The sequence below is a fragment of the Azospirillum agricola genome, from assembly GCF_017876095.1.
In the GTDB taxonomy this organism is placed as follows: domain Bacteria; phylum Pseudomonadota; class Alphaproteobacteria; order Azospirillales; family Azospirillaceae; genus Azospirillum; species Azospirillum agricola.
This window is the reverse complement of the sequence record NZ_JAGINM010000009.1, coordinates 195,157-219,022: the sequence shown is the minus strand read 5'-3', so window position 1 is coordinate 219,022 and position 23,866 is coordinate 195,157. Positions and strand designations below refer to the sequence as shown.

The 23,866-nt window shown below is 70.3% G+C and carries 24 protein-coding genes; 16 read left to right on the top strand and 8 right to left on the bottom strand.

The genetic code is table 11. The features are described from left to right. The first annotated feature begins 5 nt into the window (after window positions 1–5). Complete coding sequence (xth, locus tag J2847_RS15860; RefSeq protein ID WP_209779875.1) at window positions 6–800, top strand: exodeoxyribonuclease III; 795 nt, start codon at window positions 6–8, stop codon at window positions 798–800. Between the two features lie 33 nt (window positions 801–833). Here xth and J2847_RS15855 read toward each other — a convergent pair whose 3' ends face one another. Both J2847_RS15855 and J2847_RS15850 read right to left on the bottom strand, forming a co-directional pair. Continuing rightward, a complete protein-coding gene (locus tag J2847_RS15855) occupies window positions 834–1,685 on the bottom strand; it encodes a YcbK family protein (protein WP_209779874.1) in 852 nt (283 codons plus the stop codon). 180 nt (window positions 1,686–1,865) lie between these two features. After that, window positions 1,866–2,726: an MBL fold metallo-hydrolase gene (locus J2847_RS15850; protein WP_209779873.1), complete on the bottom strand. Its 861-nt coding sequence runs from the start codon at window positions 2,724–2,726 to the stop codon at window positions 1,866–1,868. Between the two features lie 260 nt (window positions 2,727–2,986). On the opposite strand from J2847_RS15850, the gene J2847_RS15845 reads away from it, so the two are divergent. Next, complete coding sequence (locus J2847_RS15845) at window positions 2,987–3,730, top strand: hypothetical protein (RefSeq protein ID WP_209779872.1); 744 nt, start codon at window positions 2,987–2,989, stop codon at window positions 3,728–3,730. Here J2847_RS15845 and J2847_RS15840 read toward each other — a convergent pair. Then, on the bottom strand, window positions 3,712–4,407 hold the full coding sequence (locus tag J2847_RS15840) for a response regulator transcription factor (protein WP_209779871.1): 696 nt from the start codon (window positions 4,405–4,407) through the stop codon (window positions 3,712–3,714). The two genes, J2847_RS15845 and J2847_RS15840, sit on opposite strands and share 19 nt — an antisense overlap. 76 nt (window positions 4,408–4,483) lie before the next feature. Continuing rightward, window positions 4,484–5,059: a glycosyl transferase gene (locus J2847_RS15835; RefSeq protein ID WP_209779870.1), complete on the bottom strand. Its 576-nt coding sequence runs from the start codon at window positions 5,057–5,059 to the stop codon at window positions 4,484–4,486. A gap of 218 nt (window positions 5,060–5,277) precedes the next feature. On the opposite strand from J2847_RS15835, the gene ribA reads away from it, so the two are divergent. The 3 genes from ribA (at window position 5,278) to J2847_RS15820 (ending at window position 8,185) form a co-directional block, all read left to right on the top strand. After that, complete coding sequence (gene ribA, locus J2847_RS15830; protein ID WP_209779869.1) at window positions 5,278–6,462, top strand: GTP cyclohydrolase II; 1,185 nt, start codon at window positions 5,278–5,280, stop codon at window positions 6,460–6,462. A gap of 218 nt (window positions 6,463–6,680) precedes the next feature. Further along, window positions 6,681–7,643, top strand: a complete 963-nt coding sequence (locus J2847_RS15825; protein ID WP_209779868.1) for a hypothetical protein — start codon at window positions 6,681–6,683, stop codon at window positions 7,641–7,643. Then, window positions 7,640–8,185, top strand: coding sequence for a L,D-transpeptidase family protein (locus J2847_RS15820; protein WP_209779867.1), 546 nt, complete (start codon window positions 7,640–7,642; stop codon window positions 8,183–8,185). The genes J2847_RS15825 and J2847_RS15820 overlap by 4 nt, the downstream gene beginning before the upstream one ends. On the opposite strand, the gene J2847_RS15815 is transcribed toward J2847_RS15820, so the two are convergent. Continuing rightward, a complete protein-coding gene (locus tag J2847_RS15815) occupies window positions 8,170–8,898 on the bottom strand; it encodes a YggS family pyridoxal phosphate-dependent enzyme (RefSeq protein ID WP_209779866.1) in 729 nt (242 codons plus the stop codon). The genes J2847_RS15820 and J2847_RS15815 overlap by 16 nt on opposite strands. Window positions 8,899–9,011: 113 nt before the next feature. On the opposite strand from J2847_RS15815, the gene J2847_RS15810 reads away from it, so the two are divergent. Next, window positions 9,012–9,560, top strand: a complete 549-nt coding sequence (locus J2847_RS15810) for a hypothetical protein (RefSeq protein WP_209779865.1) — start codon at window positions 9,012–9,014, stop codon at window positions 9,558–9,560. 111 nt (window positions 9,561–9,671) lie between these two features. Here the strand turns inward: J2847_RS15810 and J2847_RS15805 are convergent, their stop codons facing one another. Both J2847_RS15805 and J2847_RS15800 read right to left on the bottom strand, forming a co-directional pair. Continuing rightward, entirely contained in the window at window positions 9,672–10,775 is a 1,104-nt protein-coding gene (locus J2847_RS15805; RefSeq protein WP_209779864.1) for a porin, read from the bottom strand. 304 nt (window positions 10,776–11,079) lie between these two features. Then, on the bottom strand, window positions 11,080–12,279 hold the full coding sequence (locus J2847_RS15800) for a porin (protein WP_209779863.1): 1,200 nt from the start codon (window positions 12,277–12,279) through the stop codon (window positions 11,080–11,082). Window positions 12,280–12,581: 302 nt separating this feature from the next. Here J2847_RS15800 and J2847_RS15795 point away from each other — a divergent pair, with 302 nt between their 5' ends. The 4 genes from J2847_RS15795 to holA are packed head-to-tail and all read left to right on the top strand — an operon-like array spanning window position 12,582 to window position 17,360. After that, a complete protein-coding gene (locus J2847_RS15795) occupies window positions 12,582–13,121 on the top strand; it encodes a DUF3576 domain-containing protein (protein WP_085555591.1) in 540 nt (179 codons plus the stop codon). A 59-nt stretch (window positions 13,122–13,180) separates the two neighbouring features. Next, a complete protein-coding gene (gene leuS, locus J2847_RS15790) occupies window positions 13,181–15,751 on the top strand; it encodes a leucine--tRNA ligase (protein WP_209779862.1) in 2,571 nt (856 codons plus the stop codon). After that, window positions 15,738–16,298 (top strand): LPS assembly lipoprotein LptE, encoded by a 561-nt coding sequence (gene lptE / locus J2847_RS15785; protein ID WP_233474556.1) that lies wholly within the window; start codon window positions 15,738–15,740, stop codon window positions 16,296–16,298. Before leuS ends, lptE begins: the two co-directional genes overlap by 14 nt. A 36-nt stretch (window positions 16,299–16,334) precedes the next feature. Further along, window positions 16,335–17,360 carry a DNA polymerase III subunit delta gene (gene holA, locus J2847_RS15780; RefSeq protein WP_209779861.1) on the top strand — a complete coding sequence of 342 codons (1,026 nt, stop codon included), beginning with the start codon at window positions 16,335–16,337 and terminating at the stop codon, window positions 17,358–17,360. A 50-nt stretch (window positions 17,361–17,410) separates the two neighbouring features. Here holA and J2847_RS15775 read toward each other — a convergent pair whose 3' ends face one another. Further along, complete coding sequence (locus J2847_RS15775) at window positions 17,411–18,496, bottom strand: penicillin-binding protein activator (protein WP_325169421.1); 1,086 nt, start codon at window positions 18,494–18,496, stop codon at window positions 17,411–17,413. Window positions 18,497–18,621: 125 nt separating this feature from the next. Here J2847_RS15775 and rsmI point away from each other — a divergent pair, with 125 nt between their 5' ends. The 6 genes from rsmI to J2847_RS15745 all read left to right on the top strand — a co-directional run bounded on the left by rsmI (window position 18,622) and on the right by J2847_RS15745 (window position 23,864). Beyond that, window positions 18,622–19,575, top strand: coding sequence for a 16S rRNA (cytidine(1402)-2'-O)-methyltransferase (gene rsmI / locus J2847_RS15770; RefSeq protein ID WP_325169425.1), 954 nt, complete (start codon window positions 18,622–18,624; stop codon window positions 19,573–19,575). Next, window positions 19,568–19,936 (top strand): YraN family protein, encoded by a 369-nt coding sequence (locus J2847_RS15765; protein WP_209779859.1) that lies wholly within the window; start codon window positions 19,568–19,570, stop codon window positions 19,934–19,936. Before rsmI ends, J2847_RS15765 begins: the two co-directional genes overlap by 8 nt. A gap of 23 nt (window positions 19,937–19,959) precedes the next feature. Continuing rightward, on the top strand, window positions 19,960–20,793 hold the full coding sequence (locus tag J2847_RS15760; RefSeq protein WP_209779858.1) for a SirB1 family protein: 834 nt from the start codon (window positions 19,960–19,962) through the stop codon (window positions 20,791–20,793). Window positions 20,794–20,827: 34 nt separating this feature from the next. Next, window positions 20,828–21,775, top strand: coding sequence for a glutathione synthase (gshB, locus tag J2847_RS15755; protein ID WP_209779857.1), 948 nt, complete (start codon window positions 20,828–20,830; stop codon window positions 21,773–21,775). A gap of 457 nt (window positions 21,776–22,232) precedes the next feature. Continuing rightward, window positions 22,233–23,231, top strand: a complete 999-nt coding sequence (gene trpS, locus J2847_RS15750; protein ID WP_209779856.1) for a tryptophan--tRNA ligase — start codon at window positions 22,233–22,235, stop codon at window positions 23,229–23,231. A gap of 15 nt (window positions 23,232–23,246) precedes the next feature. Next, complete coding sequence (locus tag J2847_RS15745) at window positions 23,247–23,864, top strand: pyroglutamyl-peptidase I (protein ID WP_209779855.1); 618 nt, start codon at window positions 23,247–23,249, stop codon at window positions 23,862–23,864. The last annotated feature ends 2 nt before the right edge of the window (window positions 23,865–23,866 follow it).

The following is a 23,866-nucleotide window of genomic DNA, read 5'->3' as shown; positions in this document are numbered from 1 at the left end:
GCCCGATGCGCATCGCGACCTGGAACATCAATTCCGTCCGCATGCGTCTGGATCTCCTCTTCCGCCTGATGGAGGAGGAGAGGCCGGACGTGATCTGCCTCCAGGAAACCAAGGTGGTGAACGCCGACTTCCCGCTGGCGCCCATCGTCGAGCGCGGCTACGCCCACACCCACGTCCACGGCATGAAGAGCTACAACGGCGTCGCCATCCTGTCGCGCCTGCCCTTCGAGTCGCACGACGTGCAGCACTGGTGCGGCAAGCAGGATTGCCGCCACGCGCTCGCCCATCTGCCGGGCGGCATCGAGCTGCACAGCGTCTACATCCCGGCCGGCGGCGACATTCCCGACCCGGCGGTGAACGAGAAGTTCGCCCACAAGCTCCAGTTCCTCGACGAGATGACCGACTGGCTGCGCACCCAACGGTCGCCCGACCGCCGGATGGTGCTGGTCGGCGATCTCAACATCGCGCCGCTGGAGCAGGACGTCTGGAGCCACAAGGAGCTGCTGTCCGTCGTCTCCCACACGCCCATCGAGGTGGAAAAGCTGACGGCGATGCAGAACTCGGTCGGCTGGGTGGACGCCATGCGCCACTTCGTGCCGCCCGACGAGAAGCTCTACACCTGGTGGAGCTACCGGGCGAAGGACTGGGCGGCGTCCAACCGCGGCCGGCGCCTCGACCATGTGTGGGTCACGCCGCCGCTGAAGGACGCCCTGCGCGGCCAGCGCGTGCTGCGCGACGCCCGCGGCTGGGAGCCCAAGCCGTCCGACCATGTGCCGGTGATCGTCGATCTCGACGTGTGACGGGGCGGGCACGCGGACGGCGTGCCCATCCCCTCAGTTCTTCTTCCGGTCCTTGCCCGCAGGCGCCGGCTGGTCCTTCAGCTGCGCCAGCACCATGCGGACCTTCGACAGGTCGGGCGGCGCCGGGGCCTTGGCGAGCGACGGCTTGGCGGCGGGGCGTTCGGGCGCCGGCTTGCCGGCCGGACGCAGGGCCGCCACCGGCGCCTCGGCCACCTCGACCCGTGCCGGGGTCCGCGCCGGGTTGCGGTTGCGCGCCTGAGCCCTGGCCTCCTGCGTCGCCGGAACGCCGCGCGGCTCGCCGCCGCTCTTCGGCGTCCAGGTGCGGAACGGCCCGGTGTCGACATGGACGTGGCCGGTGTGCGGGTAGAGCGCGTAGCCGCCGCGCTGCATCGCCGCCGCCTCCTCGGCCAGCCGGGCCGGGGACACGCCGGGGATGGAGAAATCCGCCGCCTGCCCGCGCATGTGGTAGGAGTTCTCCGCCACGTTGGCGTTCGTCCGCGCCAGCGCCGCGTTGGTCGCCGTCGAACGGTAGCCCGAGGTGATGCGGATCGGCGCCTCCGGCGGCGCGCCGGTGCGGCGGCGCAACTCGACCAGCATGTCCACGAGCGCCGGATCCACCGGGATCGTCTCGCCGCTGCGGCGGTCGCGGAACAGGATGGCGATCTCGCGCAGCGCGTCGGCGTCGTAGCCGCCCGGCCGCCAGTAGGTGACGGCGACGGTCTCCCCGCTGGGGTGCGTCAGCACGATGGAGCGGGGTCCCTCCCCCAGCCCGGCGGCGCCGTCCGGCGCGGTGGCGCAGCCGGCAAGCCCGACGGCGAACAGGCACGGCACGGCAAGACGACGGATGGCGGCATGGTGAATGACGGCACGCAGGATCGACCGCATCGCTTCCCCCCGGAGCTTCCCCACACGGTTGCGCGGCGCAGTTCTAGCAGAATTGTCACACGAGGTCCCCGTGACATCCGGGCTGTGTGACGCGAACGACACGGCCAAGGGGTTTCCGCCCTGCGAATCGACGGCGGCGAATCAACCGGAATCAAAGGGTAAGCGTGGCTTTGGCCGGGGTCAGACCGCCAATTCCATCCCCTCGCGGGCGATGAGGGAGCCGGAGCGCACCGCCTCGGCCTCCGCCGCGATGACGTCCAGCTCGTCGTCGGTGCGGGCGGGGTCGTGGTGGAAGATCACCGCGCGGCCGACCCCGGCGGCCTCGGCCAGCCGCAGGCACTCCTGCCAGGTCGAATGGCCCCAGCCGACCCGCGCCGGGTATTCGGCGTCGGTGTAGGTGCTGTCGTAGACCATCAGGTCGGCGCCGCGCAGAAGCTCGACGAGGACCGGGTCGCGGCCCTGCGCCGGATGCTCGGTGTCGGTCAGCACGCAGACGCTGCGCCCGCCGAACTCGATGCGGTAGCCGGTGGCGCCGTCCGGGTGGTTCAGCGGCGCCGTGCGCACCACCACGCCGGGCTTGAGGTCCAGCGTCTCGCCGGCCGAGAAGTCGCGGAAGTCGCAGTCGGCCTGGAAGACGTCGACCGGAACCGGGAACAGCGGCGCCGTCATCATGTCCGACAGCACGGTGCGGAACGGCCGTTCGGGCGGCAGGTGCCCGGCCCACAGACGCAGACGGCTGGCCGGGTTGAAGGCCGGCGCGAAGAAGGGCAGCCCGCAGATGTGGTCGAGATGGCTGTGGGTCAGCAGCAGGTCGATGTCCACCGGGCCGCCGCGCGCCAGCAACTCGCCGAGCGGGCGGATGCCGGTGCCGCAGTCGAAGACGATGTGGGCGTCGCCGCAGCGCACCTCGATGCAGGCGGTGTTGCCGCCGTAGCGCACGGTGCCGGGCCCCGGGGACGCGATGCTGCCGCGGACGCCCCAGAAACGGACGGTGAAGGGCGTGGTCGCCGAGGCGGGCGTGGTCGTGGTTCCGGCGGTCATTTCGGCGCCATGTTGGCGAGGCCAGTGACCTAAGTCGAGCAAAAACCACCCGAACGGCCTAAGCGCCGATGGGAGGCTTTCCTACCCCTCCTCCCCGATCGATCGCCTCCCTTCTCCTCCGGCGCCCCCACGATGGGCGTGTGTCCGAACCTATAAGATGTGGTAGCGTGCCGGTGGTCGCGCACTGCGCGGCTCCCTTCTTGCGGCCGCCCCCTCGCCCCGGGATGCGCCGCCGGACCCGACGACGGACCCGACGACGGATGGACCCAGACAAGCTCGCCAAAGTCCTCGCCATGGCCGAGTCGGAGCATCAGGGCGAGGCGTTGTCCGCCCTGCGCGCGGCCCGGATCATGCTGTCGCGCGCCGGCCTTTCCTTCCGCGATCTGGCGGAGCGGGCGCGCCCCTCCGACCCGGCGGGTCCGGCTCCCGACCCCGCCATCGTCGTCACCCCCGCCGCCCCGGCCCAGCCGCCGCCGCCCGACCAGATCGTCCAGGGGCTGCGCCGCCAGGTCCGCGACCTGGAGCTGGAGCTGGCCACCCTGCGCCGCCAGCTCGACAAGGCGGCGGGCGACAGCGACCGGCACAGGGACGAGGCCGACCGCTGGCGCAGCCTGGCGCGCGACACGGCGGAAAAGCTGTGGGACATGGGCAAGGCGCTGGAGCGCAAGCATTCCCGCCACACCAGCGGCGACAAGCGGCGCGCCGTGCTGGAGCTGTTGCAGGATCCCGGCAGCGCCCTGCTGTCCGACCAGGAGATCGCCCGGCGCGTCGGCGTGTCGGCGCACATCGTCGGCCACTGGCGCCGCCGGCTCGCCATCGTCGGCCGCAAGCTGCGCCTGCTGCCGGTGGTGCCGCGCGGCCGCGGCCTGTGGGGAAGCCCGGGAAAGCGCCCCCCGGCGCTGGAACGCGAACGCCGCCGCTGGCCGGGCTACGCCGGCGAGATCACCATCGCCGGGCGCGGCACCGGCGGCTGCAAGGGCGGCTCCTACGGCACCAGACGGTAGCCGCCGGGCTCGGTCACCAGGATTTCGGCGTTGGACGGGTCGCGCTCGATCTTCTGGCGCAGGCGGTAGACGTGCGTCTCCAGCGTGTGGGTGGTGACCCCGGCGTTGTAGCCCCACACCTCGCCGAGCAGCGTGTCGCGCCCGACGACCAGATCGCCGGACCGGTAGAGGTACTTGAGGATCGCCGTCTCCTTCTCCGTCAGCCGGACCTTCCGGTTCGCCGCCTCGTCGAGCAGCAGCTTGGCGGCCGGGCGGAAGCTGTAGGGGCCGATGGCGAAGACGGCGTCCTCGCTCTGTTCGAACTGGCGGAGCTGCGCGCGCAGCCGCGCGATCAGCACGCCCAGCCGGAACGGCTTGGCGATGTAGTCGCTGGCCCCGGATTCCAGCCCCAGGATGGTGTCGGCGTCGGTGCTCGACGCCGTCAGCATGACGATCGGGCAGCGCACCCCGGCGCGCCGCAGCAGCTTGCAGACGTCGCGGCCGTCCATGTCGGGAAGGCCGACGTCGAGCAGGATCGCGGAGAAGCCGCCCCCTCCCTGCCGCACCGCCTCCAGCGCCGCGGCGCCGTCGCCGGCCTCGGCCGTCTCGAACTCCTCCAGCAGACGGAGCTGCTCGGCCAGCGATTGGCGGAGCGCCGTGTCGTCATCGACCAGAAGAATGCGTTTGGGAGGCGTCATGGGGGCACGGAACCGGACCGTCGGAAAGGCCGGGACCTTAGCATGGCGCCCGAGTCCCTGTCGCCACGCGTCGTCGTCACGCGCCGCCCTCACGCGGCACCGCGCCGGCCGCGAAGCCGGGCAGTTGCGTCAACAGCGCCGGCACCTCCTCCTCCCGGGCCTCCGCGCGGGTCACCCGGTCGGGCGGAATCCCCAGCTCGGCGACGGCGGCGGCGACGGCGGCGTCCGGCACCACGACCCGGCGCATCAGGGCCAGCGCCCCCTGTTCCAGATGGCGGCGCGCCGTCGCCTCCTCCGGGCTCAACCCGTCGTCGGTCCAGTGCAGCCGGTCGACCAGCGCGGTGAAGCGCAGCCGGCGGTCGTCGGTCGGCAGGGTCGCCGCCAGATTGGCCAGCGCCGAACCGTCGATCAGCACCGGCGCCCCGTCGGGCAGGCGCGACAGCGCGACGTCGGCCGCGAGGATGGCCGACGGATCGACCTGCGGGTGCGGGCCGGGCAGCGCGTGGACGGTCATCCCCTGCCCGGCCGAGCGCAGCGCCTCCACCATGCGCAGGCTGTAGGAGCCGGGCGGCAGGCCGGCCGGCAACACCACATGCAGGACCTGGGCCTGCGGAACCGGCCGTTGCGGATCCGGTGGGTCGCTCGTCGTCACGGAAACACGCTCCCTCGCTGTTTTTCTCCATCCTAGCGCGACGCGGCGGTCCGCGGGCACTGCCCGTTCGTCGGAACCACGACCGCGTCACGGGGATCGTTGCGGTTCCGGCAACGGAGTGGCGCGCGGGAAACGCTGGACAGGGGCGCGCCTCCTGCGCTTTGCTTCGCCCGCCGCCCGCACCATCTTCCGCCTTTCGCCACGAAGTACCCCGCAAGATGCACGCCCAACGCCGCACCGACACCGTTCCCACGATCGACGAAGCCGCCGTGCGCGCGGTGGACCGTGCGCTGGCCGCTCTCCGACGGGGCGAGGTGGTCGCCATCGAGACCGCCGACGGCACGGTCGGCGCCGCGGTGTCCGTCGAATCCGTGCCGATCGACGCGGTGGAACGGCTCAAGGCGCTGACCGGCGGCACCCCCAGCCTCGCGGTCACCCGCCGCCGCGCCATCGTGCTGGGGCTGGTCGAGGACGGCGACGAGGCGCCGGGCGTGGCCGCCCCTGGCGGGGCAGCCCCCGGCGTGGTCGGGCTGGGCTGCGCCGGCGGGCTGACCGCCGATCAGGCGCACGCGCTGGCCGACCCCGAGCACCGTCCGGACGCCACCACCCTGCCCGCCGGCCTGACCGCCACCGCCATGCCGTCCGGCACGCGCGAGGCGGCGGCGGTCGACCTCGCCCGGCTGGCCCGGCTGCTGCCCGCCGCCATCACCGCCGACGTCCCCGACCCCGGCACCAGCGCCGACGAGTGGGCGGCCGAGCATGACCTGCTGCTGGTCCGCGCCCGCGACGTCGCCGATTACCGCGTCCATGTCGTGCGCACGCTGCGCCGCGTCGCCGACGCGCGGGTGCCGCTGAGCGGAGCCGAGGACACCCGCATCTACGCCTTCCGCCCGGCCGACGGCGGGCCGGAGCATCTCGCCATCGTCATCGGCGATCCCGACCCCGAACAGCCGGTGCTGGCCCGCCTGCATTCGGAATGCTTCACCGGCGACCTGCTGGGCAGCCTCCGCTGCGACTGCGGCGACCAGCTTCGCGGCGCGATAGCCGAGATCGCCCGGCAGGGCAGCGGCGTGCTGCTCTACCTCGCCCAGGAGGGCCGCGGCATCGGGCTGGTCAACAAGCTGCGCGCCTACCGCATCCAGGACCGGGGGTTCGACACGGTGGACGCCAATGAGATCCTCGGCTTCGAGGCCGACGAGCGCGTCTATCTGCCGGCGGCGGAGATGCTGCGCCAGCTCGGCTTCGGCTCGGTGCGGCTGATGACCAACAACCCGGAGAAGCTGCGCCAGCTCGCCCGCTGCGGCATCGCGGTGGTCGAGCGCGTCGCCCACATCTTCCCGGCCAACGGCCACAACGAAGGCTATCTCCGCACCAAGGCGGAACGCAGCGGCCATATGTTCTGAAGCCTGGTTCCGGCCGGCCCGGCCGCCGGAAGGAGGCGGGCAGGAATCGCACCCCGCCCCGGCAGTTCTTGCCGCCCCTCCGCCCGGAAGCGGCCCCCGGGCCGGCGGACCGGAATCGGATTCCGGGTGGAGGGACCGAAAGGACCGCCCGTCGCGGCGTCAAGGCTGGCACAAGGCTTGCTTGTCCGACGGGTGACCTCAGCGCCGGGAGACCGCCCATGGCCATCGACGCCACCACCATCGACAGCAGCGCCGCGCAACGCACGGCGCCGCGCGAGCGGCCGTCGCCGATCATCAACGATGGTCACATGGGCGGCGGGGTGGAGATCCGGGGCGAGATGTCCTTCTGGGACTTCCTCGACGTCATCAACCCGCTCCAGCACATCCCGATCGTCAACACCATCTACCGGAACCTGACCGGCGACACGATCCAGCCCTCATCGCGCGTGATCGGCGGCATCCTCTACGGCGGCCCGCTGGGCGGCATGACGGCGATCGCCAACGCCGTGGTGGAGGAGGCCCAGGGGCAGGACATCGGCGACCAGATCATGGCGTCGCTCGGCTTCGGGGGCGATGCCCATCCCACCGACTCCGTTGCCGTCGCGGCCGCCGCGGGGGGGCCGGCCACCGCCGGCTCCCCCGTGGAGCTGCGTGGAGGGCCGCAGGCCGTCCAGACGGCCGCAACGCCGGCATTCCCCGCGGCGGCGGCCGGGCAACCCGTGAAGCCCGGCGCCACCGGAACCGCCGGGGCTGAAGCCGGGGCGCCGTCGCTGGCCGCCCAGCTCGCCGCCGGATCGGCGCACGGGGCGTTCTCCCCTCCCGGCAAGATGCCGCCGCGCGACACCCCGCTCGCCAGCTCGACGATGGTCAAGCACAGCGTTCCGAAATTCACCGCCCCGCTGCCCGGCTCCGTCCCGGTGAGCGCCCAGGGACTTGCCCACGGGAATGCCGGAACGAACGCCCAGATTCAGGCCCAGGCCCAAGCCCAAGCCGCCGGGCAGGCGCCCGCCGCGAATGGGAACCCGGCGCCGCCGGCCAACGGCAACGCCGCCGCTCCCGGCGCCATCCCGGCCGTGTCTCCCGACACGCTGTCGGAAACCATGATGCGCAACCTTGCCAAGTACGAACAATCCCGCAAGGCCGCGCAGTCCGCCGCCCCCACCCTGCGGGTGTCGGGGTGAGCGGTCCGGTCGAGATCGCGGTCGAGCCGGACGGTCATCTGGTCTGGCCGGGCGGCCGTGTCCGCTGCGCGCTGGGCCGTGGCGGCATCCGCGCCGACAAGCGCGAGGGCGACGGCGGCACGCCGGTCGGCCGCTTTCCGCTGCGCCGCGTCCTGTGGCGGAGCGACCGGCTGGAACGGCCGGACACCGGGCTGCCCGCCCGGCCCATCGCCGCCGACGACGGCTGGTGCGACGCCCCCGGCGACCCAGCCTACAACCGTCCGGTCACGCGCCCCTACCCCGCCAGCCACGAGGCGCTGTGGCGCGAGGACGGCGTCTACGACGTCATCGTGGTGATGGGGCACAACGACGACCCGGTCGTTCCGGGCCGGGGGAGCGCCGTCTTCCTGCATGTCGCGCGGCCGGGCTGGACGCCGACCGAGGGCTGCGTCGCGCTCGCCCTCGACGACCTGCTGCGCCTGCTGAGGGACTGCGGACCGGGAAGCGCGCTGAGCGTCCCGGCCCCGCAATTGCCGGACGGGGCCGCTCAGGCCGCCGGGTAGGGCCGCGCCCCGAAGATCGCGGTGCCGACCCGCACATGGGTGGCGCCGAAGCGGACCGCGGTCTCGAAATCCCCGCTCATCCCCATGCTGACCTCGGCGAGACCGAGGCGCCGCGCCATCTCCGACAGCAGGGCGAAATGCATCGCCGGCTCCTCGTCGACCGGCGGGATGCACATCAGACCGGTGACCGGCAACCCGAGGCGGTCGCGGCAATCCGCCAAGAACGCCTCGACCCCGGCCGGCGGGATGCCGGCCTTCTGCGGCTCCTCGCCGCTGTTGACCTCGATCAGGCAGCGCGGCCGACGGCCGGTCTTCGCCATCTCCTCGGCCAACGCCTCGGCCAGCCTGGGGCGGTCCAGCGTCTGGATCACGTCGAACAGGGCGACCGCGTCCTTGACCTTGTTGGTCTGGAGCGGGCCGATCAGATGCAGCTCCAGGTCGGGGAAACGGGCCTTCAGGGCGGAAAACTTTCCCTTGGCCTCCTGCACGCGGTTCTCGCCGAAGACACGCTGGCCGGCCGCCAGCGCCTCCTCCACCGCCTCGGCCGGGTGGGTTTTCGACACCGCGACCAGCGTCACGGCGTCCGCGGCGCGTCCGCAGGCGGACGCGGTGGCGGCGATGGAGCGCCGCACCTCGGCCAGGCGCCCGGTGACGCCCGTCGCGGCGGGATCGGGTGAGGAATGCGGCGGTTCGATGCCCTGCGTCGGCGTCATGGCGGCCCTCAATCTGGACGGTCCCGGTGTACAGGGGACCGTCCGGCGTGGTAGCCGACAGGCCTGGGAAACGCAAGCATCCCAACACGACGCACGTCCGAGGAGACCTCCGCATGCGGAGCCCGTTCCGCCCCCTCCTGCCCGCCCTGTTCGCGGTCCTGGTCGCCGCCGGTTCCCCCCTGGCCCCCGCGTTGGCCCCCGCCCTGGCCCAGGAGTCCGGCAAGGCGGCCCCAAAGGCGACGGCTCCGGCCAAGCCGGCGAAGCCGGCCCAGTCCAAGACGATGCAGGGCTCGCCGATGGCCCAGGTCCGTTTCGGCGAACCGGCCTACCTGCTGACGGACGACGGCACCTACCGCGACTATCTGGGCAGGATCATCGGCGAATACGGCCGCCGCTGCGTGCGCCAGGAGCAATTCGGCTGGGAAGTCGCCAAGGACGACCAGACGCGGCTCGACCGCATCTTCCAGGGGACGATGATCGGCTTCGGGCGGACCGGCTATCTGGTGGGCGAGGTCAAGCCCAAGGCCGTGGTCGATCCGGAAACCATCGTCTTCCTCGCCGACCGCGAGAAACGGCGCCTGCTGATGGTCTGGGTGCCGATGGAGACGTCGGTCCTGCTGATGATGTGCGACACCGACGCGGCCGCGCCGAAGAAGCCGTGATCCGGCCCGGCCGAACCGCCCGACGGGCGCCCTGGGGCAAGGGCGGCCCGAAACAAAAAGAGGCGGCGGATTGCTCCGCCGCCCACGTTTGTGCTGCCAGGAACCGATCGCTTAGAAAGCGAAGCGGGTGTCCCACAGGAACACATTGGCATCGTTGTTGAGCGTGCCAACCTTGTTGTCGAAATAGCTGTATTCCAGACCCGTGGTCAGGCCCGGAGCGACGGTGTAGGTCACGCCGGCCTGCCACAGGTGGGTGCGGGCGTTGACGCCGAAGTAGTTGCTGTCGATGCCCTTGGCGTCGGTGTAGTTGAGGGCCAGGATGAGCGGGCCGGTGGTGTAGTTGACGCCGACGATCCAGACCTGCGCGTCGTCGATGCCGGTCGCGCCCTTGGCGTAGCCGCTGTCGCCGCTGAAGGCGTAGCTGCCGCCGATCTTGAAGCCGCCGAAGCCGACGTTCAGGCCGGCGTGGACCGACGACAGGTCTTCGGTGTTGCTGAAGTCGGCCTTGCCGAACTGGTAGGCGGCGCTCGCCTCGATGGCGACGGCGCCGAACGCGCCGGTGTAGGTGGCCTGGACTTCGCCGACGTCCCGGTAGTTGGTGGTGTTCTTCTGGCGGTTGACGTTGGTGTTGCTGCTGCCCATCACCGGGGTGTAGGCGGCGCCCAGCTTGAAGCCGGCGAAGGTCGGGGTCTGGTAGACCAGCTTGGTGCTGGCGTCGCCCGACTCCAGGGTGCGCAGGCTGCCCATGACGTAGGGCAGCGCGCCGGCGCCGGCCAGGCCCGGGAAGGTGTAGAAGGTGGTGACGAAGCCGTCGGGCGAGCCCTCGATGCCGTCCGGGTTCGGGCCGATGATGCCCGAGTCGTCCGACAGGCCGTTGGTCACGCCGGCCTGGATCGAGCCGAAGGACCCGTTGACGAACATGAACGCACGGTCGTTGTCGGTCGTGCGGTTGTTGCCGTTGCCGACCGCGCGCAGACGCAGGCGGGCGCCGTATTCCAGACCGTTGTCAGCCTTGGCCGTCGGGGTGATGGTCAGGCGGAGACGGTTGGAGAATTCGGTGGTGCGCTGACCCTGGTCGCGGTCCTGGTCGACATAGGCGCCCTGGAAGAAGGCGTCGCCGCCCAGCAGGACGTCGAACTTGGACTGGGCCGAGGCGGAGCCGCAACCAGCCGCGAGGGCGACGGCGGCGCAGCCGATAACGAGAGAACGCTTCATGGATTGTCCATCCTTTTAGGCAGGCACCCCTGTTGCGGGGTCGAGCGGTTGTCTTTGTGACTTTGACTTAACCGCGCCCCGTTTCCGCAGGCAAGAGGCAAAGTGTCATGAAACACTCCCTCACGCCACACAGTGGCATTGACGACACACAGATAACCCGTTGATATACAACACTATTATGGCACTGCCGCAAAAACAGCACATTCACTGCCCACCGAACAGGCGATGGGTGCAAAGATTGGGCACAAAAAAAGGGCGGTGGCCGAAGCCACCGCCCTTTCCTGTTCCGTTGCCGGACGTTTTATTAGAACGCCAGGACCGAACGCAGGATGACGACGTTGCCCTTGTCGTCGCGGTCAACGGCCGCGGTCGACAGGTCGCTGTCAGCCTTGAAGTAGTCGTACTGGGCCTGGAGGGTCAGGCCGGGAGCGACGGTGTAGCCGACGCCGATTTCGTAGACCTGGAGCTCACGCTCGCCGGCAACGGCCAGCGAACCGGCGTCCTTGCCGTTCTTGTAGTTGGCGCCGACGACGATCGGGCCGGTGGTGTACTGAACGCCGACAACCCAGCTGCGGGTGTTCTCGGTGAAGTAACCGGCGCGCTCGTTCTGGCCCGACTTGCCGTAATCGACGTAGCTGCCGCCGACGCTGAAGCCGGCGTAGCCCAGCTGGGCGCCGACCTGCCAGGCGTTCAGGTCCTTGTAGTTCGACGACACACCGGCGACGGTGACGTTGTCGGCGGCCTGGCCCCAGAAGTAGCCGGCGCTGGCCTTCACCGAGACGCCACCGAAGGTGTTGTTGTAGTTCGCGCCAACCTCGACCAGATCCTGGAAGGTGGTGTTGAACTGGCCGGCGACCGTGCCGGTCACCTTCGCGCGGTTCACGTCGGTGTGCGAGCTGTCGTTGCGCGGCAGGTAGCTGGCGCCCAGCTGCAGGCCGGCGAAGCGCGGCGAGAAGTAGACGATCTTCGTCGCGTTCTTCTCGACGACCAGCGACTGGCCGATCAGGCTGCCGTTGATCTGCGCCGGACCCGGAAGGGTGTTGCCCGACGTGTTCGCAGCGATGTCGGTGTTGAGGTTCAGGTAGGACGTGACGCCGTCATAGATGCCGAGCGGCAGGTAGTCCTGCGGAGCCGTGACGTAGGTCTCGTCGTTGAAGGAATTCTGGACGCCCAGGCGGACCTGACCGAACGTGCCCTGCGCGAAGAGGTAGGCGCGGTCGGCGTCGGTGGTGCGGCCGTTGTTCTGGCCGCTGGCGGCGCGGAAGCGCAGGCGGGCACCGTACTCCAGACCGTTGTCGGCCTTGGCGGACGGGATGATGTTGATGCGCATCCGGTTGGTGAACTCGGTCGAGCGGAGGCCCGTGTCCAGGTCCTGGTCGACGTAGCCGCCTTCGAAGTAGAAGTCGCCGCCGACTTTCACATCGAACTTGGCCTGGGCGTTGGCAGCGCCAGCACCGAGAGCGAGAGCAACGGCGGCGGAGCCGGCCAGCAGATAACGGTTCATGATAGTTGCCTCCATCCTGGCAGCAGATGTTTCAGCCTGGTTGACGTCCTGGCTGAGACTTTCGTACGCACCCCGGCCCGAGCCAGCAAGCGTCAAATCGGGCGGAATGCTGCATTGGGGGGACAGTGTGTCGCACGGAGCACACTGGGAATGGCCGTTCCGCAACGCACACCGAGTCAGCGCGCAACGGCCCGGCGCCCGCTTCCGCTGTTGCGCCGGCCCGTCCATTTATGGTCTTTTCACCGGCATTCCGCGCGCGACCAGGCGCACGGTGCCCTCTTGTCTGATCCGGGTTTCCGACCATGCGCCGCTTGACCGCACTTCGCCTTGTCCCCGTCCTGCTCGCGGCCTCCGTCACCGTCGCCGGCTGCTCCAGCTGGGGCGGCAAGACCGAGACGGTGGAGGAGCAGATGAAGAACAAGGACTACAAGTTCGGCAGCCTGCTCGGCACCGACGGCGGGCTCAACCTGTTCGGCAAGAACAAGCGCGGCGGCGAGCAGGACAGCGCCAACGGCCTCAGCGTCAACAGCTTCCTGTGGCGCGCCTCGCTCGACACCCTGTCCTTCATGCCGATCGCCTCGGCCGACCCGTTCGGCGGCGTGATCCTGACCGACTGGTACACCCCGCCGGACTCGCCGAACGAGCGCTTCAAGGTCAACCTCTACATCCTCGACCGCCAGCTGCGCGCCGACGGCGTGCGCGTCTCGGTCTTCAAGCAGCAGCGCAACGGCAGCGAATGGCGCGACGCCAACGTCGGGCCGGAGACCGCCGGCACGCTGGAGGACGCGGTGCTGACCCGCGCCCGCCAGCTCCGCGTCTCGCAGGCGGCCGCCACGCGCTGACGCGCGGCGGCACCCGCATTTCAAGCTGATCGGCACACACGGAAAACGGCGTCGCGTCCATGTCGCGTTACAATGTCAAGGAAACTGAGGCGAAGTGGCAGAGCGCGTGGGACAGCCAAGGCTGCTTCACCGCGCGCGAGGACGCCTCGCGGCCCAAATACTATGTCCTCGAGATGTTCCCCTACCCGTCGGGGCGCATCCACATGGGCCACGTCCGCAACTACACCATCGGCGACGTGATCGCCCGGTTCAAGCGGGCCAAGGGCTTCAACGTCCTGCACCCGATGGGCTGGGACGCCTTCGGCCTGCCCGCCGAGAACGCCGCGCTGGAGAAGAAGACCCATCCGGCGAGCTGGACCCGCGAGAACATCGCGACCATGCGCGGCCAGCTGAAGACGATGGGCCTGTCGATCGACTGGGACCGCGAGATCGCGACCTGCGACGTGGAGTATTACCGCCACGAGCAGCGGATGTTCCTCGATTTCCTGAAGGCGGGCCTCGCCTACCGCAAGGAATCCTGGGTCAACTGGGACCCGGTGGACAACACCGTTCTGGCCAACGAGCAGGTGATCGACGGCCGCGGCTGGCGCACCGGCGCGCTCGTCGAGAAGCGCAAGCTGTCGCAGTGGTTCCTGAAGATCACCGCCTTCGCCGAGGATCTGCTGAAGGGGCTGGAGACGCTGGACCGCTGGCCCGAGCGCGTCCGCGTCATGCAGGAGAACTGGATCGGCAAGTCGACCGGCCTGCGCTTCCGCTTCGCCATCAAGGACCGCGCCGACACGCTGGAGGTCTTCACGACCCGGCCCGACACCCTGTTCGGCGCCTCCTTCGCGGCGATCTCGCCCAACCATCCGCTGGCCGCCGAACTCGCCGCCGCCAACCCGGATCTCGCCGAGTTCATCGCCGAGTGCAACCGGCTGGGCACCAGCGAGGAGGCCATCGAGACGGCGGAGAAGCGCGGCTTCGACACCGGGCTGAAGGTCGTCCACCCGCTCGACCCGAGCTGGGAGCTGCCGGTCTACGTCGCCAACTTCGTGCTGATGGAATACGGCACCGGCGCGATCTTCGCCTGCCCGGCGCACGACCAGCGCGACCTCGACTTCGCCCGCAAGTACGGCCTGCCGGTCCTGCCGGTGGTGGTGCCCGAGGGGACCGACCCGGCGACCTTCACGGTCGGCGACGACGCCTACACCGGCCCCGGCCTGCTGCGCAACTCGCGCTTCCTCGACGGGCTCGACAGCGAGGCCGCCAAGCAGGCGGTCGGCGAACGGCTCGAGTCGACCGGCCAGGGCGAGCGCACCACCCAGTACCGCCTGCGCGACTGGGGCGTGTCGCGCCAGCGCTACTGGGGCTGCCCGATCCCGGTCATCCATTGCGACGCCTGCGGCATCGTCCCGGTCCCGGCCGAGCAGCTCCCCGTCGTGCTGCCCGAGGACGTGACCTTCGACAAGCCCGGCAACCCGCTGTCGCACCACCCGACCTGGAAGCATGTGAACTGCCCGGACTGCGGCAAACCGGCGGTGCGCGAAACGGACACCTTCGACACCTTCATCGAGTCGTCCTGGTATTTCGCCCGCTTCTGCTCGCCCAAGGAAGAGGGCACCGCCTTCACCCGCGACGCGGTGGACTACTGGCTCGGCGTCGACCAGTACATCGGCGGAATCGAGCACGCGGTCCTGCATCTGCTCTACTCGCGCTTCTGGACCCGCGCGCTGAAGACCTGCGGCTACCTGAACCTGGACGAGCCCTTCACCGGCCTGTTCACCCAGGGCATGGTCAACCACGAGACCTACAAGGACGCCGACACCAACGCGTGGCTGGCCCCGACCGACCTGACGAGGAACGACGCCGGCCAGTGGGTCCGCGCCGACACCGGCGCACCGGTCAATGTCGGCCGCGTCGAGAAGATGTCGAAGTCCAAGAAGAACGTGGTGGACCCGGCGCACATCATCGGCACCTACGGGGCCGACGCCGCCCGCCTGTTCATGCTGTCCGACAGCCCGCCGGAACGCGACCTGGAATGGACCGAGGCCGGCATCGACGGCGCCTGGCGCTACATCAACCGCCTGTGGCGGATGATCACCGAGGCGCCCGTCGCCCTGCCCCCGGCCGGCGCGCCGAAGCCCGAAACGCTGAGCCCCAAGGCCGACGCCGCCCGCCGGCTGGTCCACAAGACCATCGCCGGCGTGTCGGACGACCTCGACAAGTTCCGCTTCAACAAGGCGGTCGCCCGCGTCCGCGAGCTGTCGAACGCGCTCGGCGAGCTGGACGGCAAGGGTGAGGGCGAGGCCTGGGTCCTGCGCGAGGGCTTCGAGTCGCTGGTCCGTCTGGTCGGCCCGATGATGCCGCACCTCGCCGAGGAGCTGTGGGTCCAGCTGGGCCGCACGACCCTGCTGACCGACGAGCCCTGGCCGGAAGCCGACGCCGCCCTGGTGGTCGAGGACAGCGTCAAGATGGCCGTCCAGGTCAACGGCAAGCTGCGCGCCACGCTGGAGCTGCCGCGTGACATGGCCAAGGACGCCGCCGAACAGGCCGCGCTCGCCGACCCGAACGTGCAGCGCGCGCTGGAGGGCAAGCCGGTGCGCAAGGTCATCGTCGTCCCGAACCGGGTGATCAATGTCGTCGTCTGACCTTGGCGGTTTCCGCCGCTTCCCGGCCCTGCGCCATGCCCTGGGCCGCGTGATGACGCGGGGGCTTCTCGCCCTCGCCGTCACCGCCACGGCGGCCTGCGGCTTCCAGCCGCTCTACGGCGACCATGGCATCGGGGCCGGAGCGTCGGAGAAGCTGCACAGCGTCGACATCGCCTCGATCCCCGATCGGGAAGGGCAGAAGCTGCGCAACCTGCTGATCGACCGTTTCTACGAGTCGAGCCGGCCGGAAAAGACCCGCTACCGCCTGGACGTCTCCGTGACGGCGGTCGAGCAGAAGCTGGCCTTGCAGAAGGACGCCTCGGCGGTCCGTTCCCAGCTTCTGGTCAACGCGCCCTACCGGCTGACCGACACCACCAACGGACAGGTGGTCTTCGCGTCCAGCTCCCGGTCGATGATCAGCTACAACATCCTGGAGCAGCATTACGCCGGGCTGCTGACGGTGGAGAACGCCTATGACCGGGCGTTGCTGGAAATCTCCAACGACATCACGACCCGCGTCGCGATGCATCTCGGCCGTGGGTCGTAACCCGGCGACCCGCGTCCCATCGACCGGAGGCCGCCGGTGAAGCTGCAAGCCAGGGCGATCGACGGCTTCCTGCGCAAGCCCGATCCGAAGATCCGGGCGGTCCTGCTCTACGGCCCGGACTCGGGCCTCGTGCGCGACCGCGCCCAGACGCTGGGCAAGACCGTGGTCGACGATCTGGCCGATCCCTTCCGCGTCGCCGAGTTCCTTGGCCGCGCCGTCGCCGACGACCCGGCCCGGCTGGCCGACGAGGCCGCCGCCCTGTCCTTCACCGGCGGGCGCCGCCTGATCCGCGTGCGCGACGCCGAGGACAACGCCACCGCCGCCTTCGCCGCCTTCCTCGACGCCCCGCCGCCGGGCGACAGCCTGATCCTCGTCGAATCGGGCGACCTGTCGGCCCGCTCCAAGCTGCGCCTGCTGTTCGAGGGGGAGGACGCCGCCGCCGCCATCCCCTGCTACGTCGAGGAGGAGGCGTCGCTCGGCCGGGTCATCGCCGACATCCTGCACGGCCACGGCCTGACCGCCGATCCCGACGCGCTGACCTTCCTGGCCGCCAACCTCGTCGGCGACCGCATGGTCGCGCGCAACGAGGCGGAGAAGCTGGCGCTCTACATGGGCGGGACCAGGCGCGTGACGCTGGAGGACGCCCAGGCCTGCATCGGCGACAGCGCCGCCTTGTCGATGGATGAACCGGTCTGGGCGGCGGCGGAGGGCGACTTCGTCACGCTCGACCGCTCGCTGGCCCGGCTGTTCGCCGAAGGGACCTCGCCGGTGCCGATCCTGCGCGGGGCGCAGCGGCATTTCCAGCGCCTGCAACTGCTGTGCGCCCAGATCGCCGCCGGCAAGTCGGCCGAGGCCGCCGTCGAGTCGATCCGTCCGCCGGTCTTCTTCAAGCTGAAGAGCCGCCTCATCGGCCAGACCCGCCGCTGGTCGCCCAACGCCGTCCGTCAGGCGCTGGAACGGCTGGTCGACGCCGAGGCCGACTGCAAGCGGACCAACATGCCCGACCAGACGATCTGCGCGCGGGTGCTGTTCCAGCTCGCCTCGCTGGCGGCGCGGCGGTAGCGGTCTCCTACCCCTCCCCCGCTCGCGCGGAGGAGGGAGACGACAGCCCCTTACTGCCCCAGCACGTCGAAGTTCGGCGGCGCCGGATCGACGACGCGGGCGCCGTTCGGGGTCACTTCCAGCACGGCCAGACCGCGCTCGACCAGACCGGTCGGGGTCAGGCGGAACAGCCCGTCGATGCCCTCGAAGCCGCTGGGGTTGGTCATCGCCATCCGGTCGAACGGCGCCGCCGGCCCGTTCGTGCGCGCCAGCACCGCGGCGATCGCCGTCGCGTCGTAGGACAGCGTGGCGATGCGCGGCGGCTTGCGGCCGTAGGTCCGCTCGAACTTGCTCTCGAACTCGGCGCGCGCCTGCGGCGCCGGGGCGGCGTACCAGGCGCCGACCAGCGCCGGCTCCTGCCCGAGCGCGGCGACGCCCTGCGTGTCGTCCCACAGGCCGGTGCCGAGCAGCTTGACCTGCTGCGGCGCCACCCCGTTGGCGGCCAGCGCCGAGGCGATGCCCTGGGCGCGCGGTCCGCCCTCGGCCAGCAGCACCGCCTGCGGCTGGCCGGCGCCAGCCCCCGGCCCCTGCGCCACCTGCTTGGCCGGGATCGACAGGTCCGGCACCGCCGGGTCGTAGCGCTCCACCTGCGTCACGGTGCCACCCAGCCGCTGGCTGGTGGCCTGGAGCGCGCTGACCACGGCGTCGCCGTAGGGCGTGCGCGGGGCCAGCGCGACGAAGCGGGTGACGCCGCGCGAGCGGGCGAAGCCGGCGACGCGGTTGACCTGATCGCCCGGCACGAAGCCCATGACATAGGTGCCGGCGCCGCCCTGGGTCCAGTCGTTGGTGAAGGCCAGCACGTCGATGCCGGCGTTCTGCGCCACCGGCCGCACCGCCGCGACCTCCGCCCCGAAGAGCGGGCCGAGGATCAGCCGGGCGCCCTCGGCGATGGCCTGCCGCGCCGCCTCGGCGGCCCCGGCGGGCGTGCCCTTGGTGTCGCGCGGCAGCAGCTCGAACTGGTCGCCGGCCGTGTCGAACAGGGCGAGCTGGGCGGCGTCGAGCATCGGCTGGCCGATCTGGGCGCTCGGCCCGGTCAGCGGCAGCAGCAGCGCCACCTTGACCGTCTGCGGCACGACCGCCGACGGAACCGGCGCCACCGGTTGCGGCGCTTGTGCCACCGGCGGTGGGGCCGTTACAGTCGAGCAGGCCGAAAGCCACCCGGCGACCACCAAGGCTGCCACGCCGTGACGTTTCAGACCCCGTGAGAAAGCTGTTGCCAAGCGTGCCACCGATCGTCTCCACATCCGCTGCGGCCCAAAGTGGCGCTCAAGGTAGCGGCACCGGCCCGTCAAGTAAACTCGCGCCCGGCCTTTATGTCGTCGCGACGCCGATCGGCAACGCCGCCGACATCACGCTGCGCGCGCTCGACGTCCTGACGCGCGCCTCGGCGATCGCCTGCGAGGACACGCGGGTCACGGCCAAGCTGATGGGCATCCACGGCATCCACACCCCCTTCGTCTCCTACCATGAGCACAACGCGGCGAAGATGCGTCCGATCCTCATCGAACGCATGAAAAGCGGCGAGGCCATCGCGCTGGTCACCGACGCCGGCACGCCGCTGGTCTCCGACCCCGGCTACAAGCTGGTGCGGGAGTGCGTGGCGGAGGGGGTCGCCGTGACCACCCTGCCCGGCGCCTCGGCGCCGCTGGTGGCGCTGGTGCTCTCCGGCCTGCCGACCGACCGCTTCCTGTTCGCGGGCTTCCTGCCCAACAAGAGCAGCGCCCGGCGCGCCACCGCCGGCGAGCTGAAGGGCGTGCCGGCCACGCTGGTCTTCTTCGAATCCCCGCAGCGCCTGCCGGAATCCCTGGCCGACCTCGCCGACATCCTGGGCCCGCGCGAGGCCGCCGTCGCCCGCGAGCTGACCAAGCTCTACGAGGAGGTCCGGCGCGGCACCCTGCCCGAGCTGGCCGCCCATTACGCCGAAGCCGGCCCGCCGCGCGGCGAGGTCGTGCTGGTGATCGGCCCGCCGGGCGCCGAGGAGACCCCCGGCGAGGCCGACATCGACGCCCTGCTGCGCGAGGCGCTGACCCGCCTGTCGGTGCGCGACGCCGCCGCCGACGTCGCCGCCCGCACCGGCCAGCCCAAGCGCGGGGTCTACGCCCGCGCGCTCGAACTGGCGCGCGAGGACGGGGACGGGCCAAGGGGAAGCGGGGCCAAGGGAAGCGGCCATGTCTGAGCTCGACGCGCTGCGCCGCCGGGCCGAGGCGTTCGGCCGTTTCGCCGAAAGCCTGTGCCGGCTGTCGCTGCGCCTGAAGGGCTACCGCATCCTCGCCAACCGGCTGCGCACCCCCATGGGGGAAATCGACATCGTCGCCCGGCGCGGCCAGACCATCGCCGTGATCGAGGTCAAGGCGCGCGGCGACTGGGACACCGCCAACGAGGCGGTGAACGCCCGCCAGCGTGGCCGTCTGGCCCGCGCGGCCCATGTCTATCTGGCGGCGAACCCCCGATACGCCGGCTATGTCTTGCGCTTCGACGTGATGCTCGTTACGCCTTGGGCGTGGCCCCGTCACCTGATCGACGCGTGGCGGATCTGACGAGCGAGACGAAGGACAGCTCTTTGACCAGCACAGCCGAAGCCCGCGAGATCCTGCGTCGCACCGGCGACCAGCCGGACGACGAGATCGATCTGGCCGAAGCCGCCCTGGCGCTCGGCGCCCTGGAGCTGCCCAACAGCGACCTCGACGGCTACCGCCGCCACATCCGGGCGATCGTCGAGGATATGGCCGCGCAGGACGCCCCCGACGGCGACAGCCTGGACTCCCGCATCGAACGGCTGCGCCGGGTGATCGGCGAACGGCACGGCTATTCCGGCGACCATGACACCTACGACGACCTCCAGAACGCCAATTTGCTGCGGGTGATCGACCGGCGGCGCGGGCTTCCGGTGGCGCTCGGCATCCTCTACATGCACGCCGCCCGCTCGCAGGGCTGGTCGATGGTCGGGCTGAACTTCCCCGGCCATTTCCTCGTCCGCATCGACCAGGGACCGGCCCGCGCCATCGTCGATCCCTTCAACGACGGGCAGATCCGCACCGTCGTCGACCTGCGCGACCTGCTGAAGGCCACCGCCGGCAGCGCCGCCGAGCTGGAGCCCGAGCATTACCAGCCGGTGTCGAACCGCGACGTGCTGCTGCGGCTCCAGAACAACATCAAGCTGCGCCACCTGTCGGCCCACGCGGTGCCCAAGGCGCTGGAGGTGCTGGAGGGCATGCGCCTGTTCGCCCCGCACGAGCCGGCGCTGTGGCGCGAGACCGGCCTGTTGGAAGCCCACACCGGCAACATCAGGGACGCCATCGTCGCGCTTGAGACCTTCATGGCGCTGACCGGCGACGAGCATCACCGGATGCAGACCGCCTCGCTGATCCAGCAGCTGAAGAAACGCCTGAACTGAACACCGAAACGACCTGAGTGGCCGGAGACCCGCCATGAGCCTCGCCGTCGCGTTCCAGATGGACCCCATCGAGTCGATCAACATCGACACCGATTCCAGCTTCATGATGGCGCTGGAGGCGCAGAAGCGCGGCCATCGCCTGTACCACTACCACCCGCGCGACCTGATCCTGACCGGCAACCGGCTGACCGCCCGCGTCCGCGAAATGACCGTCGTCCGCCAGCGCGGCGCGCACTACACGCTGGGCGAGCCGGTGCTGACCGACCTGTCGACGATGGACGTCATCCTGCTGCGGCAGGATCCGCCCTTCGACATGGCCTACATCACCTCGACCCACCTGCTGGAGCATGTGCAGCCCAAGGTTCTGGTGCTGAACGACCCGGCCGAGGTGCGCAACGCGCCCGAGAAGATCTTCATCACCCGCTTCCCCGACCTGATGCCGCCGACGCTGATCACCAGCGACAAGCAGTCGATCCTGGATTTCCGCGCCGAGCACAAGGACATCATCGTCAAGCCGCTGTTCGGCAACGGCGGGGCCGGCGTCTTCCACCTGAAGCCGGACGACGAGAATCTGGGTTCCCTGTTGGAACTCTTCACCCAGCTCTACCGCGAGCCGGTGATCGTCCAGCGCTACCTGCCGGAGATCCGCCAGGGCGACAAGCGCATCATCCTGATCGACGGCGAGCCGGCCGGCGCCGTCAGCCGCATGCCGCAGGAGGGCGAGGCCCGCGCCAACTTCCACGCCGGCGGCAGCGCGAAGAAGACCGAGCTGACCGACCGCGAGCGCGCGATGTGCGCCGCCATCGGCCCGGTGCTGCGCGAGAAGGGGCTGCTCTTCGTCGGCATCGACGTGATCGGCGACTACATGACCGAGATCAACGTCACCTCGCCGACCGGCATCCAGGAGATCAACCGCCTGGACGGCGTGCAGCTGGAATCCCTGCTGTGGGACGCCATCGAGCGCCGCCGCGCGACCGCCTGAACGCGGGAAGAACCAGCGATCATTTGCAACTTTTCATGTTTCCGGTGATGGCCGTCCCCTTGCGTTGCCGAGGGGGCCGCCACATCTTTGTGACCAGTAGGGCGACGGCTGGTTCCCGCCGCCCCCAGGTCCGGTCCTTAGCGGAAGAGATCAAGCAGACGCTTGATGATCTCCAGCAGCAGGACCAGAAGAGTGAGGATGTCGCGCATCCTGCATCTCCTCCTGTGTGGCGGGGGCGGCCAGTCCGCCCCCTCCCGACCACACCGTATTTCGGTGGCATGGAAGCGCATTCCTCTCAACCGATGGGGTTGGTCAAGGCCTCTGTCTCGCCTATGCGACCAGCTGCGGCGCGCGCAATACCCCCTTTCGCCGCGCCGGTTTTGCGCGCCGCGCCTTGACCACCGCGCCGGGGGGGGCGATAACTCCGGCCTCCCAGAGTTTTCGAGCGAGACCACCCGTGAACCGCATCTTCTCCGGCATGCAGCCGACCCGGCAGCTTCACCTCGGCAACTATCTGGGGGCGCTGCGCAACTGGGTGGATCTGCAAAACAGCTACGAGTGCATCTTCTGCGTCGTCGATCTGCACGCCCTGACCATCGACCAGGATTCCGAGGTCCTGCGCAACAACATCCGCGAGGTCGCCGCGGCCTACATCGCCGCCGGCATCGACCCGGACAAGAACATCCTGTTCAACCAGTCCTTCGTTCCGGGCCATTCGGAGCTGAGCTGGATCCTGTCCTGCCACACGCCGCTCGGCTGGCTGAACCGGATGACCCAGTTCAAGGAAAAGGCCGGCAAGCAGAAGGACATGGCCAACCTCGGCCTCTACGCCTACCCGACGCTGATGGCCGCCGACATCCTGCTCTACAAGGCGACCCACGTGCCGGTCGGCGAGGACCAGAAGCAGCATCTGGAGCTGGCCCGCGACATCGCCGGCGCCTTCAACCGCCGCTACGAGACCGACTTCTTCCCGCAGCCCGAGCCGCAGATCCTCGGCGAGGCGACCCGCGTCATGAGCCTGCGCGACGGCAAGAAGAAGATGTCGAAGTCGGATGAATCCGAATATTCGCGCATCAACATGACCGACGACGCCGACACCATCGCGCAGAAGATCCGCAAGGCCAAGACCGACCCGGAGCCCCTGCCCGAGACCGTCACCGAGCTGGAGGCGCGGCCCGAGGCCGACAATCTCGTCACCATCTACTCCGCGCTCGCCGGCCAGAGCCGCGAGCAGACTCTGGCCCAGTTCGCCGGCGCCCAGTTCTCCGGCTTCAAGACGGCGCTGGTCGACCTGTCGGTCGCCAAGCTGGCGCCGATCACCACCCGCATGCAGGAGCTGCTGGCCGACAAGGCGGAGATCGACCGCCTGCTGCGCAAGGGCGGCGAGCGCGCCGCCGCCATCGCCGAGAAGAACCTGAACGACGTCAAGGACATCATCGGCCTGCTGCGGCCATAAGACGGCGTGCCCGCGATGACGGCCCCCATCCTGCTCACCGGCTTCCAGCCCTTCGGCGACCGGACGGTCGACCCGACCGCCCTGCTGATGGAACGGCTGGCCGGCGAGCCGGGGGTCGTCACCGCCACCCTCTCCCCGCTGTACGACGTCTGCGGCGAGGAGATGGCGGCGCTGCTCGACCGCCACCGGCCGATGGCGGTGCTGGCCTTCGCCCTGTCCGAGCGCACCGACTCCATCCGGATCGAGCGCCTCGCCTGGAACCGCGACGAGAGCGCGCAGGCCGACGCCGCCGGAACGCTGCGCGAGGAGCATGCCATCGTTGCCGACGGGCCGACCGCCTACGGCTCCACCCTGCCGGTGCCGCGCGTGATGCGGGAGCTGGCGATGGCCGGTCTGCCGGTGACGTTCGGTGACTTTTCCGGCGGCTTTCTCGGCAACCACCTGTTCTACCGGACCCGCCACATCATCGAGACGGCGGGGATGGACGCGCCGATGGGCTTCTTCCACATGCCGCCGCTGCCGGACGAGGCGCAGGCGGTCAGGGAGCGCCGCGGCTTGGCGCTGGAGCGCCAGGAGCTTGCCGGGCGGGTGCTGGTGGACATGCTGCGCCGCGCCCTGGCCGGAATCGGCTGATC